The sequence below is a fragment of the Eubacterium sp. genome, from assembly GCF_057858645.1.
In genome coordinates, this window is the sequence record NZ_DBLZZO010000003.1 from 57,320 (window position 1) to 76,051 (window position 18,732).

8 protein-coding genes are annotated in these 18,732 nt (G+C 34.6%); all 8 read right to left on the minus strand.

Features of this window, described 5'->3' with window-relative positions; genetic code table 11:
* Positions 1-7: 7 nt before the first annotated feature.
* Positions 8-826 carry a hypothetical protein gene (locus tag ACZM4J_RS01840; protein ID WP_428245253.1) on the minus strand — a complete coding sequence of 273 codons (819 nt, stop codon included), beginning with the start codon at positions 824-826 and terminating at the stop codon, positions 8-10.
* Between the two features lie 10 nt (positions 827-836).
* Positions 837-1,802, minus strand: a complete 966-nt coding sequence (locus ACZM4J_RS01845) for a hypothetical protein (protein WP_428245252.1) — start codon at positions 1,800-1,802, stop codon at positions 837-839.
* A 159-nt stretch (positions 1,803-1,961) separates the two neighbouring features.
* Complete coding sequence (locus tag ACZM4J_RS01850) at positions 1,962-3,545, minus strand: hypothetical protein (protein WP_428245251.1); 1,584 nt, start codon at positions 3,543-3,545, stop codon at positions 1,962-1,964.
* Positions 3,546-3,816: 271 nt separating this feature from the next.
* Positions 3,817-6,822, minus strand: a complete 3,006-nt coding sequence (locus ACZM4J_RS01855) for a hypothetical protein (protein ID WP_428245250.1) — start codon at positions 6,820-6,822, stop codon at positions 3,817-3,819.
* A 307-nt stretch (positions 6,823-7,129) separates the two neighbouring features.
* Positions 7,130-8,179, minus strand: a complete 1,050-nt coding sequence (locus ACZM4J_RS01860) for a hypothetical protein (RefSeq protein ID WP_428245249.1) — start codon at positions 8,177-8,179, stop codon at positions 7,130-7,132.
* Between the two features lie 408 nt (positions 8,180-8,587).
* Positions 8,588-11,962: a CotH kinase family protein gene (locus ACZM4J_RS01865; protein ID WP_489485512.1), complete on the minus strand. Its 3,375-nt coding sequence runs from the start codon at positions 11,960-11,962 to the stop codon at positions 8,588-8,590.
* Positions 11,963-11,977: 15 nt separating this feature from the next.
* Positions 11,978-17,413: a phosphodiester glycosidase family protein gene (locus ACZM4J_RS01870; RefSeq protein ID WP_489485514.1), complete on the minus strand. Its 5,436-nt coding sequence runs from the start codon at positions 17,411-17,413 to the stop codon at positions 11,978-11,980.
* A 251-nt stretch (positions 17,414-17,664) separates the two neighbouring features.
* On the minus strand, positions 17,665-18,567 hold the full coding sequence (locus ACZM4J_RS01875) for a glycoside hydrolase family 17 protein (protein WP_302689971.1): 903 nt from the start codon (positions 18,565-18,567) through the stop codon (positions 17,665-17,667).
* Positions 18,568-18,732: the final 165 nt, after the last annotated feature.

Sequence of the window (18,732 nt, forward strand, 5' to 3'; positions counted from 1 at the left end):
CTCTCCTTTACTTTCTCACTATCTTTATTTTCTTAGGCTTGCTCCACTTGCTATAATATTTTCTATTTTTTACTACCTTAATAGCTCTAATTCTAACATAGAGTTTTTTCGAGTTCTTGAGCTTCTTATTTTTTAATACAAATTTTACTGTTTTTGAGTTTTTGCTTATTTTCTTACTGTTTACTTTTTTGTTAATTATTTTCTTTTTGAACTTTTTGTTTACTGAAATCTGAATCTGGTACTTTTGTGCACTGCTAACTTTCTTAAACTTCAAATAAACCTTTTTTGAGTTTTTCTTCTTAGTTGCTTTTTTTACTTTGGTAGACTTCACACTTACCTTTTTAGTTGTTTTTGTGATTTTGTCTGTCGTACTTGCTGTTATTATTGTATGTAACGGTTCTGTTGTAACACTCTCGTCAGTAACCATTGTCTTAGTTTCTGTTGCGTTATTATTTGTCGTATTAGTTTGACTTGTGTTGTCATCACTTCCCGTGGCATTGTCACCTGTATTTTTTTCTTCTGTAGTGATACCTGCTGAATCCGATGTATTATCTGATGTTGTTGCTTCCGTTGTTGTTCCTGTTCCCGTTCCTTTTTCAGTTGTTGTTCCTGATTCTGTTACTGTTTCTGTTGTTGTTTCTTTTCTAGTTGTTTTACTTTCTTTCGCCGTTGTTGTACTAAACAATGCACCCCATGGATTATCCATAACGTCGCCGTCAAAATTGTCTGTTGCTCTTACACCACCTGTAGTAACATATGTGAATGTGCCCACCAACAATGTAAGCGTCAATATGTATATTAAAAATTTCTTTGAAAATTCTTTCATGTTCTCTCCTTTACTTTCTCACTATCTTTATTTTCTTAGGCTTGCTCCACTTGCTATAATATTTTCTATTTTTTACTACCTTAATAGCTCTAATTCTAACATAGAGTTTTTTCGAGTTCTTGAGCTTCTTATTTTTTAATACAAATTTTACTGTTTTTGAGTTTTTGCTATTTGCTATTTTACTAATTATTTTTTTGCTATTTGTTGTTTTACTATTTACCTTGCCATTTATTTTTTTGCTTATTTTCTTACTGTTTACTTTTTTGTTAATTATTTTCTTTTTGAACTTTTTGTTTACTGAAATCTGAATCTGGTACTTTTGTGCACTGCTAACTTTCTTAAACTTCAAATAAACCTTTTTTGAGTTTTTCTTCTTAGTTGCTTTTTTTACTTTGGTAGACTTCACACTTACCTTTTTAGTTGTTTTTGTGATTTTGTCTGTCGTACTTGCTGTTATTATTGTATGTAACGGTTCTGTTGTAACACTCTCGTCAGTAACCATTGTCTTAGTTTCTGTTACATGGTCATCTAATGAACTTACATTTGTTATATTCTCACTTATACTGCCACCATTATTCTGACCTGAAGATGTTATACCTTCATCTGTTGCGTTATTATTTGTCATATTAGTCTGACTTGTGTTGTCATCACTTCCCGTGGCATTGTCACCTGTATTTTTTTCTTCTGTAGTGATACCTGCTGAATCCGATGTATTATCTGATGTTGTTGCTTCCGTTGTTGTTCCTGTTCCCGTTCCTTTTTCAGTTGTTATTCCTGATTCTGTCACTGTTTCTGTTGTTGTTTCTTTTCTAGTTGTTTTACTTTCTTTCGCCGTTGTTGTACTAAACAATGTACCCCATGGATTAGTAAATGTATTCCCGTCATCATAGCCATTTCCCGGAGTTTGTGCTGCCGCAACTGATAAGGTTAGCCCCAACATACAAACTGTACAAAAACCTGCTATTGTCTTTCTCATAATATTCTCCTACAAACGCTCTCTTTTTATAAAAACAATTCTACCATTCTACAATAGAAACCACAAGTCACAATTGACTCTAAAAGGAAAGGAGAGCAGTTTATTCCACTGCCCTCCTCTATTAAATTTTCATATTATTTTTTTAGTTATAATATCAAATTATTTCTTTACTTTAATTTTAACAACCTTTGACCACTTCTTAGCACCAACTGCTTTTACTCTAACGTATAATTTCTTCTTGCCTTTAAGTTTCTTGCTTGAAAGAGTAACTTTTGTCTTCTTAACTGTCTTCTTGTAAAGAACTTTCTTAAACTTCTTGCTTGTTGATACCTGTACTGTGTACTTCTTAGCACCCTTAACTTTCTTGAATGTTAATTTAACTTTCTTTGAGCTAAGTTTCTTTGTTATTTTCTTAGTAATCTTTGTTTTCTTAAGTGAAGCCTTCTTTGTTGTTGGCTTTGCTGTTGTTGGTTTTGCTGTTGTTGGTTTTGCTGTTGTAGCCTTTGGTGTTGTAGCCTTTGGAGTTGTAGTTACATCTGCTGATGTTGCATCCGGTGATGTTACGTCTGCTGATGTTGCATCCGGCTGTGTTACGTCTGCTGATGTTGCATCCGGTGATGTTACGTCTGCTGATGTTGCGTCTGGCTGTGTTACGTCTGCTGATGTTGCATCTGGCTGTGTTACATCTGCTGATGTCACATTGTTTGATGTTGGATCAACTGTTGGCTGTATATCTTCAACCTTCACTAATGTCAACTTAATATTTAATTCTTCATCTGCTGGAGCGTATCCTAAATTTAAATAAATATCAGGTCTTTCTGTTTCAGCCTTATATGATATTTCAAGTGAATTTGTACCTTCCGCGAATTTTACATTTTCTACTTTTTCTCCAATTTTTACTAAACCGTCAAAAGCTTTTGAAGCTGTGTAATCTACTTTTACCTTGTAATCTTTTCCTGCTTCTAAAGAACCAACTACATTTGTTGAGCCAAGAACACGAAGCTGTGTCTGCCAATCTCCACCACCATATTCAGCGAATTTAATATCTACTGTTGCTGAATTGTTGTCTGCTGTTCCTTTATATTTAATGCTCCCTGATGAAAAAGCACTCCAAGGTGATGTTAATGTCCACTGACCTTTGATAGAAGCATAATAGCCATCTTCTTCCGGCTGCTGTTCTGTTGTTGTAACAATCTCAGTTGCTTCTGTTGTTGTAATACCCTTAAAATCAATTACACAACCTGTTGGCATACCACTAAGTTCAAATACTAAAGTTTCTGTTTCTCCTGTTGCCTTAAACTGAAGTGTAGTTTCGTTCTCACCTGCTTTAATTTCAATGTTTGAATTTACTACGTTTGTAACATCAGTTTTTTCATATAAAATTCCTGCCATAGATGAATTTAATTTTGTTTTAATATCATATGTCTTTCCTGCTGTAAGTCCTGTCAATTTTGTCTTAGCCTGTAAATGCCAAGTACCAGGCTTACCACATGACTCATCAATCTTTAAGCTTAAGTCATCTAACTTGCTTCCTGCATAACTCATTTTACCTGCAAGATTATCCCATGTTCCCGCAAACAATTCTGACCAGTCGCCAACTGCAGCGCCCTTACCATCTGTTAAAGCTGTGTACTCAGAATCTTCATATGCTGAAACTGACTTGTTATTGTACACTGTTACACTTGTAACAATTAATGCTATGGCACAAAAGTATGCCATAATTTTTTTGAATCCTTTCTTCATTTGTAACTCCTTTCAAAATTTCCTAATTTTAGTTTTACAAAAACTATGTAGATTTTATCAAACTTTTTGTTGTGTTTAAGGGTATCATTTTTTAGTAAAGGTGTGTTTTTTTTAAAAAGTGTTTTCATGTGAGTATACATCAACAATGAAATATCTTATGTGCGATAGAAATTCTAAAATAATTTCTTATTACACCAAAATAAGGACTATATACTTTATTATACTGTACATAGCCCTTATCATTATTATTTTAATAATCTGAAAAACTTATTTATTTAACTTTAATTTTTACAGCCTTTGACCACTTCTTAGCACCAACTGCTTTTACTCTAACGTACAATTTCTTCTTACCTTTAAGTTTCTTGCTTGAAAGAGTAACTTTTGTTTTCTTAACTGTCTTCTTGTAAAGAACTTTCTTAAACTTCTTGTTTGTTGATACCTGTACTGTGTACTTCTTAGCACCCTTAACTTTCTTGAATGTTAATTTAACTTTCTTTGAGCTGAGTTTCTTTGTTACTTTCTTAGTAATCTTTGTTCGCTTAAGTGAAGCTTTCTTTGTTGTTGGCTTAACTGTTGGCTTAGCTGTTGTAGCCTTTGGTGTTGTAGGCTCAACTGTTGGCTTAGCTGTTGATTCATCTTTTCCGCTATCTGGTGTTGTTTCAACATCTTCTTTAGTTGATGTTTCTGTTACCTTTTCTGTTGATGTTGTAGTTACATCTGGTTTTGTCAAATCCGGTGTTGTTACATCTGCTGATGATGCATCTGGTGAAGTTACATCTGCTGATGTTACGTCTGCTGATGATACGTCTGGTTCAGTTACACTTGGACTCGTTGGAATTTCTCCTTCTCCATTTACGTTAAATACGTTAAGAACTACTTCTTTTCCATCTTTGTCTAAAATAATAACTTCATTTACTTTCTTTGTTAATAAAGATTTTGGAATTCTAATTCCTGTTCCCTTTGAAACATCTACGCTTGTGCCGTTTACTTTTACTTCTGTATAATCAGGTAAGAAACCTTCTGTTGCTTCAAATGCAATATATAACTTATCTCCCTGATCTGTACTTGTGATTGCCTTTGCGCCTGCTGGTGCTTTTGCAAATTTGAAACCAAAGTCTGCATTGTTTTCAATTGCATCATAATCACTTGGCATTGTAACTTTTGTGTTATCGTCTTTTGATTCATCTGTTGATTCACTTGAAGCTGGTTCTTTTACAACATATTCAATTGATGTCTTATCACTCTTACCTGCTTTATTTACAGCTTCAACTGAAATTGTGTATGTGCCTGCTTTTTTAAATAATGCACTGTCAAAGCTATATTCAGGTGCTATAGTTGATTCAACAAATGTATCATTTAAGTATACATTATATGATTCAGCTCCTTCTGATGCATCCCATGAGAATTTGAATGATGCTTCTTCTGTTCCTGTATATGCTAATCCTGCAACTGCAACAGGTACTTTTACATCTTCTTCTGTTGAGGATGATGAATTTGACTCTTCATTTTTTGTTGAATCTGTCTCTTCGTTCTTTGTTGAAGTTGTCTTTGATTCATCTGTTCCACTTGTCTTTGATTCCTCAGGTTTAGTTACCGGATTTTTTTCTTCGCCTTTTACATTGAATATATTAATTACAATTTCTTTTCCATCTTTGTCTAAGATTACTACTTCATTTACTTTCTTTGTTAATAAAGATTTTGGAAGTGTAATTCCTGTTCCCTTAGAAACATCCCTGTCTGTTCCATTAACTTTTAATCCTGTGTAATCAGGTAAAAATCCTTCTACTGCGTTAAAGGCAATAAATAAGTTTTCTCCCTGGTCTGTTTTAACCTCTGCTTTTGCAGCTTCAGGTGCACTTACAAACTTATATCCGAAATCTGCGTTATTCTCAAATGCTGTATAATCACTTGGCATTGTAACTTCTGTATTATCGTCTTTTGATTCATCTGTTGAACTCTGTTGTGGATCTTTTGATTCATCTGTTGAGCTTGGCTGTGGATCCTTTGATTCATCTGTTGATTCACTTGAAGCTGGTTCTTTTACAACATATTCAATTGATTTCTTATCACTCTTACCTGCTTTATTTACAGCTTCAACTGAAATTGTGTATGTGCCTGCTTTTTCAAATAATGCACTGTTAAAGCTATATTCAGGTGCTATAGTTGATTCAACAAATATATCATTTAAGTATACATTATATGATTCAGCACCTTCTGATGCCTCCCATGAGAATTTGAATGATGCTTCTTCTGTTCCTGTATATGCTAATCCTGCAACTGCAACAGGTACTTTTACATCTTCTTCTGTTGATGATGATGAATTTGACTCTTCATTTTTTGTTGAATCTGTCTCTTCATTCTTTGTTGAAGTTGTCTCTTCATTCTTTGTTGAATCAGGTTCTTTAGATTTTACAGTATATTTATATTCAGTTTTGGTGCCTTCTCCCGCTTCATTTACAGCAGCTACTGCAATTGTATATTCACGAGCTTCTGCAAATAAGTCTTTACTAAATTCGTATGTTACACCGTCTACTTTAGTGATAAGTTGTCCATCTAAATATACATTGTAACCATTAGCTCCTGCTACACTTTGCCATGCAAAATAAAATGGTAAATTTTCATTTCCTGCATATGTTAAACCAAGTACCTTTGCAGGTGTTGTAACTTCAGGTGCTTCTGTAGTAGTAGTTGTAGTTGTTGTAGTTGTTGTTGTGTCAGAACTTGCTGGTTCTGTTGTTGTAGTTGTTGTTGTGTCAGAACTTGTTGGTTCTGTTGTTGTAGTTGTTGTTGTACCAGAACTTGCTGGAGTACCTTTCCTAAACACAATTTCAAGCTTACCTGTTGTGCTTGTAATAACAACATGTGTATAAGCATTATCTTCCATTGCTTTCGGATTCAACTTTGTTAAGCCCTGAGTATACATTGATACAACCCCAGCACCTGGTTCAGTTTCAACGCCATTTACTGTAATCTTTGTATCCTCCTGCTTATTGTCTGCTGAATAAGCAAACTGGAATGTTGCTCCTGCATCAAGATAACCTACATTTGCATGAAGTTCATTTGTTATAACTGAATAATAAAGTTCTGGGAACTCTCCACCACCAATTGGTTCTGCCTTTGTGTATGTAAGGCTTGAATAATCCACTCCTTCTTCGCTATCCTGAACTGCTATCGCCGGCGCGTCAGCTTTTACATTCTGTGGTACATATGATATACCTGCTGCCACCATAGAAACTGCACTTAAAATAGCAACACCTTTCTTAAATTGTTTTCTCATATTCTACTCCTTTCAAAAAATAAAATTGTATTAGATTCGATGCGTCTTTCATCACAGTCTGCTTTTATTCTAGCAGATTCATTTTTTCAAAATTAGTAGCCTATTTTTTATTAAGGTGTCTTTTTATATAAAAATCATTTTTATTAGTTCTGAAATTAACGAACTCATATACTTTGCAAAGGGTTACTATTTTTCATATTTACCAAACACTCACACACAACAAATTAATCTTTTGGCACACAAAAAGCCCCTTACGAACCATCACAGTTCATAAGGGACTCTGTTAGATTAAAATATGTAATTTTAATTATTTCTTTACTTTAATTTTAACAACCTTTGACCATTTCTTAGCGCCTACAGCTTTTACTCTTACATATAATTTCTTCTTGTTCTTTAATTTCTTGCTTGAAAGAGTAACTTTTGTCTTCTTAACTGTCTTCTTGTAAAGAACTTTCTTAAACTTCTTGCTTGTTGATACCTGTACTGTGTACTTCTTAGCACCCTTAACTTTCTTGAATGTTAATTTAACTTTCTTTGAGCTAAGTTTCTTTGTTACTTTCTTAGTAACCTTTGTCTGCTTAAGTGAAGCTTTCTTTGTTGTTGCCTTTGGCTTAGCTGTTGTTGGCTTAGCTGTTGTTGGCTTAGCTGTTGTAGCCTTTGGTGTTGTAGTTACATCTGTTGATGTTGAGTCTGCTGATGTTACATCTGCTGATGTTACGTCTGCTGAAGTTACGTCTGCTGAAGTTACGTCTGCTGATGTTACATCTGCTGATGTTACGTCTGCTGATGTTACGTCTGCTGAAGTTACGTCTGCTGATGTTACGTCTGCTGATGATGCATCTGGTGAAGTTACATCTGCTGATGATGCATCTGGCTGTGAAACGTCTGCTGATGATGCATCTGGCTGTGTTACGTCTGTTGTATCTTTTGTTCCATTAACATTCTTAATTACAACTGTTCCTTCTCCATTAGCGTATGTAATTACAACTGTGTTGTATTCTTTTGTTAATGATGTTAAATATACTACAACTCCAGCTCCCTGGATTGCTGTTAAAGCTGCATCATCATTACCATTTACAGTAACCTTTGAAATTCCTGCTGGTACTGTTACATAAACACCGCTTTCTTTAGCGAAACCTGGTTTCTGAATATTTACAACTTCTTTAATTCCTGTTGTCTTTGCTTCATCATAGAACCAAGTTGCTGCTGCATCTCCACCAATTTCTTTTAACTGTTCTGCTGGTGCTTCTACTCCTGTTGTGTCAGCTTTTACACTGTTTGGAACTACTGTAATTCCTGCTACTACCATTGCAACTGCACAAACAACGGCGAGCGCTTTTTTAAGCTGTTTTTTCATCTCTATTTCTCCTTTCATTGTAAAAAAACATACCCGATTGAATCTTCCTATAATATTTTCATTCAATCTTATGTTGCCAATTTTTGGCTCCGTTTAAGTATACCATTTTTTTTTAAAGTGTCAATTTTATATAAAACAATTTTTCCCCTTGTAACGGTTCGAGACGAATTTTTGTGTATTATGTATATTTTTTATTATTATTTTTACGCAAATTGCACTATTCACTGTATATTTTTTATATTCTTGGTATAAAAAACATTTTTTTTATTAATTTTTATTACATAACAAAGCTAAAAGTCACTCACTATATTGCAAATAGCACAAAAAAATCAAACTGACAATACATCTAGTTTTCTTCCTCGGACAAATATATTGCAGTTTGATTTTTTATTTTAGTAAAATAAGTATTTATTTTTTAATTCTAACTTTCTTTGGCTTGGACCATTTAGCTGCGCCTACAGCTTTTACTCTTACATACAATACCTTTTTCTTTTTAACTTTTGAGCTTGTTATTGAAACTTTTGTTTTCTTCACTGTTTTCTTAACAAGAACTTTTTTAAAATTCTTTGTTGCAGAAATCTGTACTGTATATTTCTTTGCTCCCTTAACCTTTTTGAAACTTATACTAATCTTTTTAGAATTATTCTTTTTACTTGTAGTTATAAGCTTTGTCCTAGCAAGTTTGCTTGTGTTCTTTGATGTTGTAGGCTTTTTACATGTTGTTGATGGTTTAGTTGTTGTTGTAGGCTTTTTACATGTTGTTGATGGTTCAGTTGTTATTTTCTGAGTATTCTTAACTTCAATTTCAACCTTCTTACCTACATAAATTTTGTCGTCTTTTGCAGTGTAGCCTTCAATTGCATAACTATATGTTTTGCCTTCTTTTATATCTGAATCTACATAAGATGTATCTTTCACATCAGCGATTTTTGTCCATTCTTCTGTAGAAGTTGTTCTTCTGTAAACATTGTAGCCATTTACTTCTTCTGACTTATTCCATGACAATGTTACATTTTTGCCGTTTGCTTTGCCTGCAAAAGCTTTTACCTTTGCCGGGATTATAGTCATTTTTACATTCTTTGTATTATTAAAGTTACCAAATCCTGTAAGGATAGCTTTTCCTTCACCTACTTCAACATTATTTTGATATGTTACTGTGTAGTCTACTCCTTCAGTTAATAGGCAATTATAGTTTAGTTCATTGTTAATTAATCTTACAGAATAATTCTTAGCCTCTATTGGCTTTCCTGTATATTCATAAGTCCCAAAAATATTATAAGAAACACACGCATAAATGGCTCTTGGTATTATTCTGTATGACATTTCCGCTGTTCCTTTGAAGCCATTTTTCTTAATACCCTTAATTGTGTATGTAGCGTAACCTACATTGACGTCATTTCTAAATGAGATTGTATAATCAACATCTTTTGTTAATTTCTTATTATCATAGTATACATCAATTGTTGGTATTGTTTCTCCACCTGTATAACTATTAGAGTATCTTAAGCTTAAATTACAGTAAATCTTTGTTATGTCCTTGTATGTGTTTTTGTCTAATTTAGTTTTTCCACATGTACTACATTCAAAGTCATCACCTTCAGGTACTTCTTCTTTCCATGTATGTTCCAAACCTCCATCTGCACACTGTTCCCAGACAGGTGTTAGTTCAATGTCTTCTTTTACAACTACGCGTGATTCTTTGTCATAAGTTGTTGTTCCATCAGTCCAGCCTACAAAAATTCTATTAGCTGAATCTGATTTTGGATAGTCCATGTAAACAGTGTCGCCATCTAAAACTTCTGTTGTTTCAATTCCTCTTTCATCCTCGAATGTTACTGTATGACTTTGCTTATCTGTAAAGTTTACAGTAGCATAGTTCATTCTTGTAAGGTTACCATTTGCATCCTTTGCCCATACTGTAACGACGTTCTTTGAATCTTTATTAGTTAATAATTCTGCAGGAATTGTTATTACTACTTCATTGTTCTCAGATTTTACATTATCAATGTATTTTCCGTTAATGTAGTAGTTAAATGAAGTATCAGCCTTGTTATCTGACTTAAACTTCAATGTAACCTTATCTGTATTGGTGCTTACATGAAATGCGTTGTCGCTGTTTGTTACAACTTTGCTTGTTTCATTAATATCACTTCCAGAGTCATTTGCTCCTGAAGTGTTAGCAACTCCGCTTCCATAGTTGCTATTTGTGCCATTATTTTCTGTCATTGAAACAGTTATATCCTTGCTTACAGGTGCACCAAATGATTTCATTGCTGAGGCGTCTGTTCCAAACTGTTCATTAATCCATGTAAGTCTCTTCTTCATCCACTGTTTTAAAGTTGCAAAATCTCCTTCAAAACCTTTTGAATAGAACCACATACTTTCATTATGTGTCGCTGATGTTTTTAATGTGTCATGCCAGCCGTCAAGTAAGCCTCCATCAGCATAAATATTATTTAAGAAATCTCTATTTTTCATATAAAGTTCTCTTGCTTTTATAACAAAGTAAGGATCTTTTACATACTGTGAGAACCATGTTCTATCCTTTGCAGTCCAACGTTCAATTCCCTGTGCTCCGAAAGGTGCAACAGAGCCTGAACTGAAATCATAATCCCAAATAGGACCAAAAGTTAAACCGCCATCTATTTCCTTTGTAACGTATGTACTTCTTCCGCCAAATTCATTTACCTGAATTTCAGAAGCAAACCAAAAAGCTACAAGAGAATCGAAATTACATAACTGTGTATAAGATGTTTTTACACCGTCTATGTCAATACAACCGTCTGTGCTATATGTGGCATTTTCAAAATTCTGCATATATGTCTTAATGCTATTAAAGACAGTTTCGTTTGTTTTAATAAATTCCGGATTTTTAAACATAACACACTGTTTCTTGTCTGTATAAAACAAGGATGCCTCATCAGCATTGTTGTCAATTTCCATTAAGAATCCACCATTAGCGTTTGGAATTTCATAGTAGTCATCGATATTGTATGTAACGTTATTGTATGTAACTGTTTTAGTTGTCATCCAGTTAAGGTCTTCTTCCATTTGTGTTGAAAGTGCCTTTTCTTCCTTACTAGACAAATTATTTTTCTTGGCGATTTTTTCTGCAATTGTTCCTGCAGTGTCTTCCCAGTCATAAGTATCTGCTCTGTCTTTTGATATTTTTACCTGTTCACATAATTGGTAAGTTCCAAGTTTTTTTCCATTAATAACCACCTCAACCCAAACAGTATCCATGGCTGTTACACCAAATGTTTTACCTATCTTTGATGAAAGCGCATTTCTCATCTGAGTTTCATCTATATAATTGGCAAGTAATAACCAATGTTTATTTTTGCCCATTCCAAATAGGCTTGTTTTCTTATCTAATTTTAATTTATATGCTTTTTTGGGGAACCATCTCCATGTAGAATTTCCATGACCTTTTACTTTTGTAACCCCATCATATTCTACTTTTCCGTCTGTTCCATCTGTTCCTGCATCCTGAATTTTTAAATTAGCATCAATGTAGTCTTCCTTAGATGCAATTTCTGCATTGCCTTCTGTGTTAATGTATACAACAGGCAAACCACTTTTTGTCACATCGTAATCGTCTGTTGATGTGTTTCCTGCCAAATTTTCTTTTGTGTCTTCAGTATTTTTTTCAGCTACTGTACTAACATCGGATCCACTCCCATTTTCAGCATAAGCAGTGTCGAAATTGACACTGCTCATACCTAAAATCAAAGTGCAAACTGTTGTACAAGAAATAATTTTCTTAACTATTTTTCTGTACATTATCTGCTCCTATTCTTATTTGTTTTTAATCTTAACAGGTTTTGACCATTTTCCATAAGATGTATTCTTACCAACTTTTCTAAATGCTCTTACTCTTGCATATAAAGTTTTCTTATTCTTAAACTTCTTAGAAGTTACTTTAATTGTTATCGCGTTCTTATTAGCTTTTACAACTTTCTTTGTACAAGTTACTAACGCTTTCTTGTTGTTATTAGCATTTTTCTTTGTTTTGTAAACTCTTACCTGATATCCATTAGCCTTATTAACCTTCTTAACCATTAATGAGATTTTCTTCTTAGAAACTCTCTTAGCTGATTTCTTAGCAACACTTGCCTTACCAAGTTTCTGTGTTGTAACTACAGTTGTTGGCTTCTTAGTTGTTGGTTTCTGTGTTGTAACTACAGTTGTTGGTTTCTGTGTTGTAACTTCAGTTGTTGGCTTCTGTGTTGTTGGTTTCTGTGTTGTAGTTGCCGGTGTAGTCGGCTTTTCTGTTGTTGTATCAGTTGTAGTTTCAGGCTCTTTTACCATGTAGCCGTTTTCATCAAACTTGTACTTCTTGCCCTTAATTTCTACTTCACCTGTTACATAATTATCACCCCAGTAATATCTTGTACCCTTAACATTTCCATCTGAATCAAGTTCATCTTCAAAAGCACCTACTGTAAGCTTACCGTCTTTAGCAAATGTGTAAGTTCTCTTTGTATTCTTACCTCTTGTTGTGATAATCCACTGACCGCCTGATAACATACGACCCATTTCTTTACCGCTGTTTTGGAAGTAATAGAGATTTCCGTCAATTTCCTGCCACATTAATGCATAGCTACCGCCTGCTGTGTAGTATCTTGTAATAGTAACATCTTTGCCTTTCTTATCCTTAACAACTTCTTCAACAAATGAGCCTCTTACAAACTTACCATTTTCATCAAAAGTATATTCTTTTCCGTCAATTGTATTCTTGCCTGTAACTGCTACTCCGTCTTCTCCTACATAGTAGTTGTCATTGTCATTTGTTTCCCATCTGTTCTTATCAAGATTTCCATTTGCAAAGAACATTGGAAGGCCATTGTCCTTATTAGTTGCAATACCTGTGTAACCGTCAACTTTTCTTGAGCCATCACACTTCTTACATATTAAATGTCCATCTCCCTGATATACATAATCATGGATTCCATTTGCACATTCGCCTTTTGACTTTGTATATGTGTCTAATAAATTTCCATCCTGATCATATACATCAACTTTAAATTCTGATGCATTTGCATCAACTGAGAAATAAATTCCGTCGTAGTCTGTGTTTCCAAATTTAGCGAAATCATAACCTCTTACATTTGTTGCAGGGTATGATTTTTCACCTGTTGAACCACATACATAATATACTGTTCCGTTTTCTGTGTCTCTTGTGCCTGCCTTTAATGGATTTGTTCTTGCATAAGCATGATCATGTCCTGAGAACATAAAATCAATACCTGCTTGGTCACATGCTTCTGAAATATACTTATGTACGTTTTCGCAGTCATGTGTTGTTTCATTTGTTCCATAAGGTGGCTGATGTGACACAACAACTTTCCATTTTTCATTGCTCTTTGCTGCATCTTCAACTAACCATTTTGCATCTTCAATTGTCTGGTTCTTTGAAGCTGTGTATCCAATAACTGCAACGTATACATTTCCATAAGTTACTGAGTAGTGATGTTCACTTTCAATATTGAACATATTCTTTGCAATTGTTGAATCAGGATCACCTGCTAATTCGTGGTTTCCTGTTACATGAATCATATCAACACCCTTAAATACATCACCGTCAAAGGCTGTTAAAATATTATCCCAGTAATTGTACTTTGTAGGATCATCTACAAAGTCACCTGTCTGAACACCAAAATCATAATGTTCTTTTGAAATCATATCTGTAATCTTAGAAATAATTGTTGTATCTTCTGCCTGTGTATCACCAACTAAGAAGAACTTAGTATCTTCATTCTTGTAAGCAGTTGTAAACTCATATTCCTTAGACCATAAATCTCCGTCTCCAACTTTGTATACGTAAGTTGTATCAGCATCTAAATTGCTAATTTCTGCTGAGTTAGCATAGATAATTCTATTTTCTTTTACATCTGAATATCCAGAAAGAGATGTAAGTTTGCACTTGCCTTCAACCTTCTTGAATGCAGCGTCTCCATCTTTTTCATAATCACTCTTCTTTGCGTATAAAACAACAGGTGTGTCTTCACTTACGCCCGGTTTTGAAACCCAAGTGATATTCTTCATAGATGTTGAATCTTTGACAGCATTAACCTTAACAAATGTTGGTGTACCATCTTCATTACCGGCTGTAGCGTATGTCTGTGCCTTTGTAATAAATGAACGATGTCCATTGTCATCCTGAGCATAAACTGAAATTGCCTGTGCTTCCTGAAACTTAGATGTTGTAATATTTCCTCTTAAATCTGTCTTTCCAAGAAGTTCACCATCCTCCTTATAAACAGATACACCTTTCACTCTCTTGCCTGTCTTGCTGTCTTTAACTGACATTGTAATGTCCATTCCTTCAATTAAGTCACTGAAAGAAATTGTGTAGTAATCTCCAATATCTGTATATTCTGTATCCTGAACAAATGTATATGTTTCTTCACCGTCACCTGCTGCAATCTTATATGTTGCGCTAGGAATTGAATATGAGAATTTGCTTCCAGCGCTTACATCTAATGGAATCTTTACAGATAATGTTGCAATCTTATTTGAGTCTTCGTTTGCTGTATCTGCATAGGTTGCAATCTGATTACTTGTTTCACTTGCTTTTTTCTTAGCATAGATTGTTACCTGATTGTTTGCTTTGTTATATTCAGGTTCTTTTGCCTGTTCAAAGCCTTCAGCATAACTTACTGAATAATCAGAATAACCTTTTGCTAATTTAACTGTTGCTGTTAATTCATTAACTTTACTTGCATCACTTGCTGTAAAGTCGATGTTCGCCTCGTCACCAATATTTGCTTCTCCCTGTGAAGTAGCATTAATTGTAACTGTATTGTCATCTTTATTTTTCACTTCAAAAGTCTTTGTCTTTGACGCTTCGTTACCGAACTTATCTCTGACAGAGAATTTGATAGTATGCTTTCCGTTTGCAAGTTTCTGGTTATTTAATGAGATTTCATCCTTACTTTCGTCAGTATGCATACTACCGCCATTTGTAAGATTAACACCATCTAACCATACGTTTGCTGTTGTAAAATCTACACCTGATGTGTATTTGTTTTGTAAGTCTGATGCTCTTGCTGTGAATGTTACATTGTTTGTGTCAAGCACTGCATCATCATTTAATTCAGTTCCGTTGGCTGAAATTGTATCAATACTTGGGTTGTCTGTATCATCAGTATTTGCTCCATATACGAACTGAATGTTGTCAATATAGATTGCTCCCTTACGGTCACTTGGCTGAACTTCGTTTCCATCCTTGTCATATTTACCCATACCTGTTCCGTTTACGAACATAAGTCTAATCATGTTGTTTCCAAGGAATTTGTATGGTGCCTGATAATCCTTTAAACTGGCTTCTACATATTTCCAACCTGTCCAATCGAAACCACCAAGTTTATGTTCATCCAAATTTGCTTCTTCTGTAAAGTTCAAGTTAAGAACTGTTCCGTTAGCATCATATAGCTGAATTCTCAACCAGAAGTTTGGTATTCCTTCCGGTGCATATACATACATACCAATTCCTGTTGGTGTTCCAGGTATGTCTCCTGATGGATTTTCAAGACCTACGCATGCACCTTCTGTAACAGCTCCACACTGTGAGAAGTCATAGTTTAATTTAAGCGAATGATTACCAAATCTTACAGGCTCACCACTTGCAATATCAACAACTTCTGTAGACTCGTTACCACCTCTGCCATAATTCATTGTCTTAAATCCGGCATTTGGTTCTGTCTTGTCTGCTGCTGTTGAATACCAGTCTGCTGCAGGAATTACTGTTCCATCTTCCATTGTATGGTCTTCAAAGTCATATACAACTGTTGGCTGTAATCCTACAACAACATTAATTGTTGCCTGGATGTCGCTATCTTTGTACTTACATCTGATAGTTCCATATAAAGTATTTCCGTCTGATGATGTAAATTTATTATCCTTAAATGTACCAATTGATAAATCACTAGGCTGTTTGTTAGCATCTGTTACATTTTCAGTTGTCCAAATAAAATCACCATCTACATAATTAACCTGTCTGTTATTCCACTTAACAGTTAAACCTAAATCTGTTTCTTCTTCAAAACCAAGGTTTACTTCATCATTTACGAATGTAATGCTGTCAGGTTTTCTTACTTCAATTGTTGTGCTACCAACAACTTTATCTCCTGACTTTAACTGTACTTCTACAGTTCCTTCTGTTCCATTAGAAACAAATTGACCTGTTGTTCCATCAATTGTGCCAAAGCTATCATCTTTTAATACAAAAGTTGCATCTTTAGGTAAATCTGCCTTGCTACCTGCACTGTCAACACCTTTTGCTTCAAACTGTACAGTTGAACCTGGTGTATATACTTCCTCTAAAGGTGAGATTGTTGCATGATCAAATTCACCATTTGCCTTTGCATCTGAATAAATGAATAATGATGAAGAAACTTTTCTTTCTGTTCCATCAGATGGGCTATTCTTTACTTCTAATGAATCTGTTCCTTCTGTTCTTGATGCAAATGTTGCTGAACCACCACCATCTAAATATAATGCTTCAACACACCCCATAGCTTCCATTTGTTTTGCAGTTTCATAAATTGGCTGTCCACATGACTTTGGTGCCTGTCTACCATCCGCTTCATATATGATAACTGAACCGTCTGCCTTAATACCTACTGCACATCTTGGCATTGCATAAGGATCCGCTGCTAATTCTTCTAAAGCTTTTCCATCTTTTACAAGAAAGAATGGTGAACCGATAGCTTCAACTACATCATCTAAAGGTTCATATGCTTCTCTACAATCAGCTGTTCCATCTTTCATTATTGCAAAGTATGGATAACCATTCTGAGTCTGAACAATATCTCCACCCATAACTAATGAACCCCATGGCTGACCTGTTCCCATATCAAAATAGTCACCATTAATTGCTGCTACGATTGTTTTTCCTGTTGCTTTTTCTGCTGCTTTTGCCTGATCTCGAACTGTCTGCATGCCCCATTTACCAGTCTTATCATAGTTCTTATAACCAGCCATCATTCCAATACTAGATGTTTTCAAATCTACTTCTGCCATATAGGCCTGAACCTGATTATTTCCATCCTTATCTACTGTTGTAATGTGTTTCTCCTTAATACCAGGTGCTATACTGTATTCTTTTACAGATGTTAGCACTCTGTCTTCCGGTACTTTAACACTTGCACCGTAAACAGTTATACTGCTTACTACCATTGCTGTTGCAAGTACCACAGATAAAAATTTCTTACCTGCTTTTTTTAACATGTGTTTTCCCTCCTCTTTGTTAAATGTTTTCATTTGTCATTTTCGTATTTTTAGCCCATTTTTATACATTTTTTGGCAAATGATACTTTACGATTATAGCATTGATTCCTATTAATTAATAGGGGGAATTTGCAAAAAAGAAGTGACCATCAGGATAATAGTCACTTCTTTTTGGTAGTTTTTCACAATAAAAACACTTTTATTCATTTTTTCATTCCAATTAATTTATGTATGTAATCCCTTTTTATAAATTAATTAAGCATAAGTTTTGGAGTTCTGTCTACTCTGTATATCCCCCAGTTCTTTTCAGCTTCATTTGGTCTGTTGCCACCCTTCCATGGCTCGTCAAAAGCTTCAAACATATAGGCAATTATCTGTTCCCTATCTGTCCAGTTCCAAAACGCATCATAATATTTCTTCTGGTTCTCCTCGTTTGCCTGACCTTCTTTCATCTGCTTAAAATCAGCGCAATCTGTAGCCCAGCCTACTTCTGAAAATAACACAAATTTGTCAGGATACATTTCCTTGATTTTATTGTACCAGGTTTTATTTACTTCCAAAGCTTCCTCCACAGTGTTTCCGTACCATAATGGGTATGAATGAACGCTAATAATATCAAGATGTTTAGCAAGTTCTTCAAGTTCCACCCACTCGAAAGCACCTTCGTTAAAAGTTACAGGCTTGCCTGTTCCTTCTCTTAATCTGTCTGCAAATTCAATTAAACGTTCTACAGGCACATTGTTAGCACCCCATTTTGGTGTATTTTCGTTTCCAACTGAAACAGCGTTAATAACATCAGAGTAGTTATTAGCAATTTCAATTAATTTTTCAATGTTATTATCATTTCTTTTTGCTCTATTAACAAGTTCCTCATCTGTGTAAGTTTCTTTTAACCATGGACAACCTGGATTATTTACCTCTGATATTAAATCTGGTCCTAACATTACCTGCATATCAAGACCTAAGTCGCGGATTACCTGGCATGTCATTTCTGCATAGCTAATTGGATCGTACATTCTAATATACTTAAATCCCATTTCATCTAAAATTTTTAAATCCTCAACAATCTGGTCGTATGTTGGATATGTACAGGTTTTTGGACTTTGTCCTTCTCTATATCCTGAATAGCAAATTGCTCTGCCCCAATCAAACATTTATTTTCTCCTTCTGTATCAATACATTTCTAATATCCTTGCAATTCTTAGGTAATTGTATATTTCCGGCTGTGAAAAACATTATTATAAGAAAGTGCTGTGGAGCCGTTGGTTCACAAAGGCAGCGTAGTAGGCTTTGTAGAACCACTACGAGCGGAACGCAGC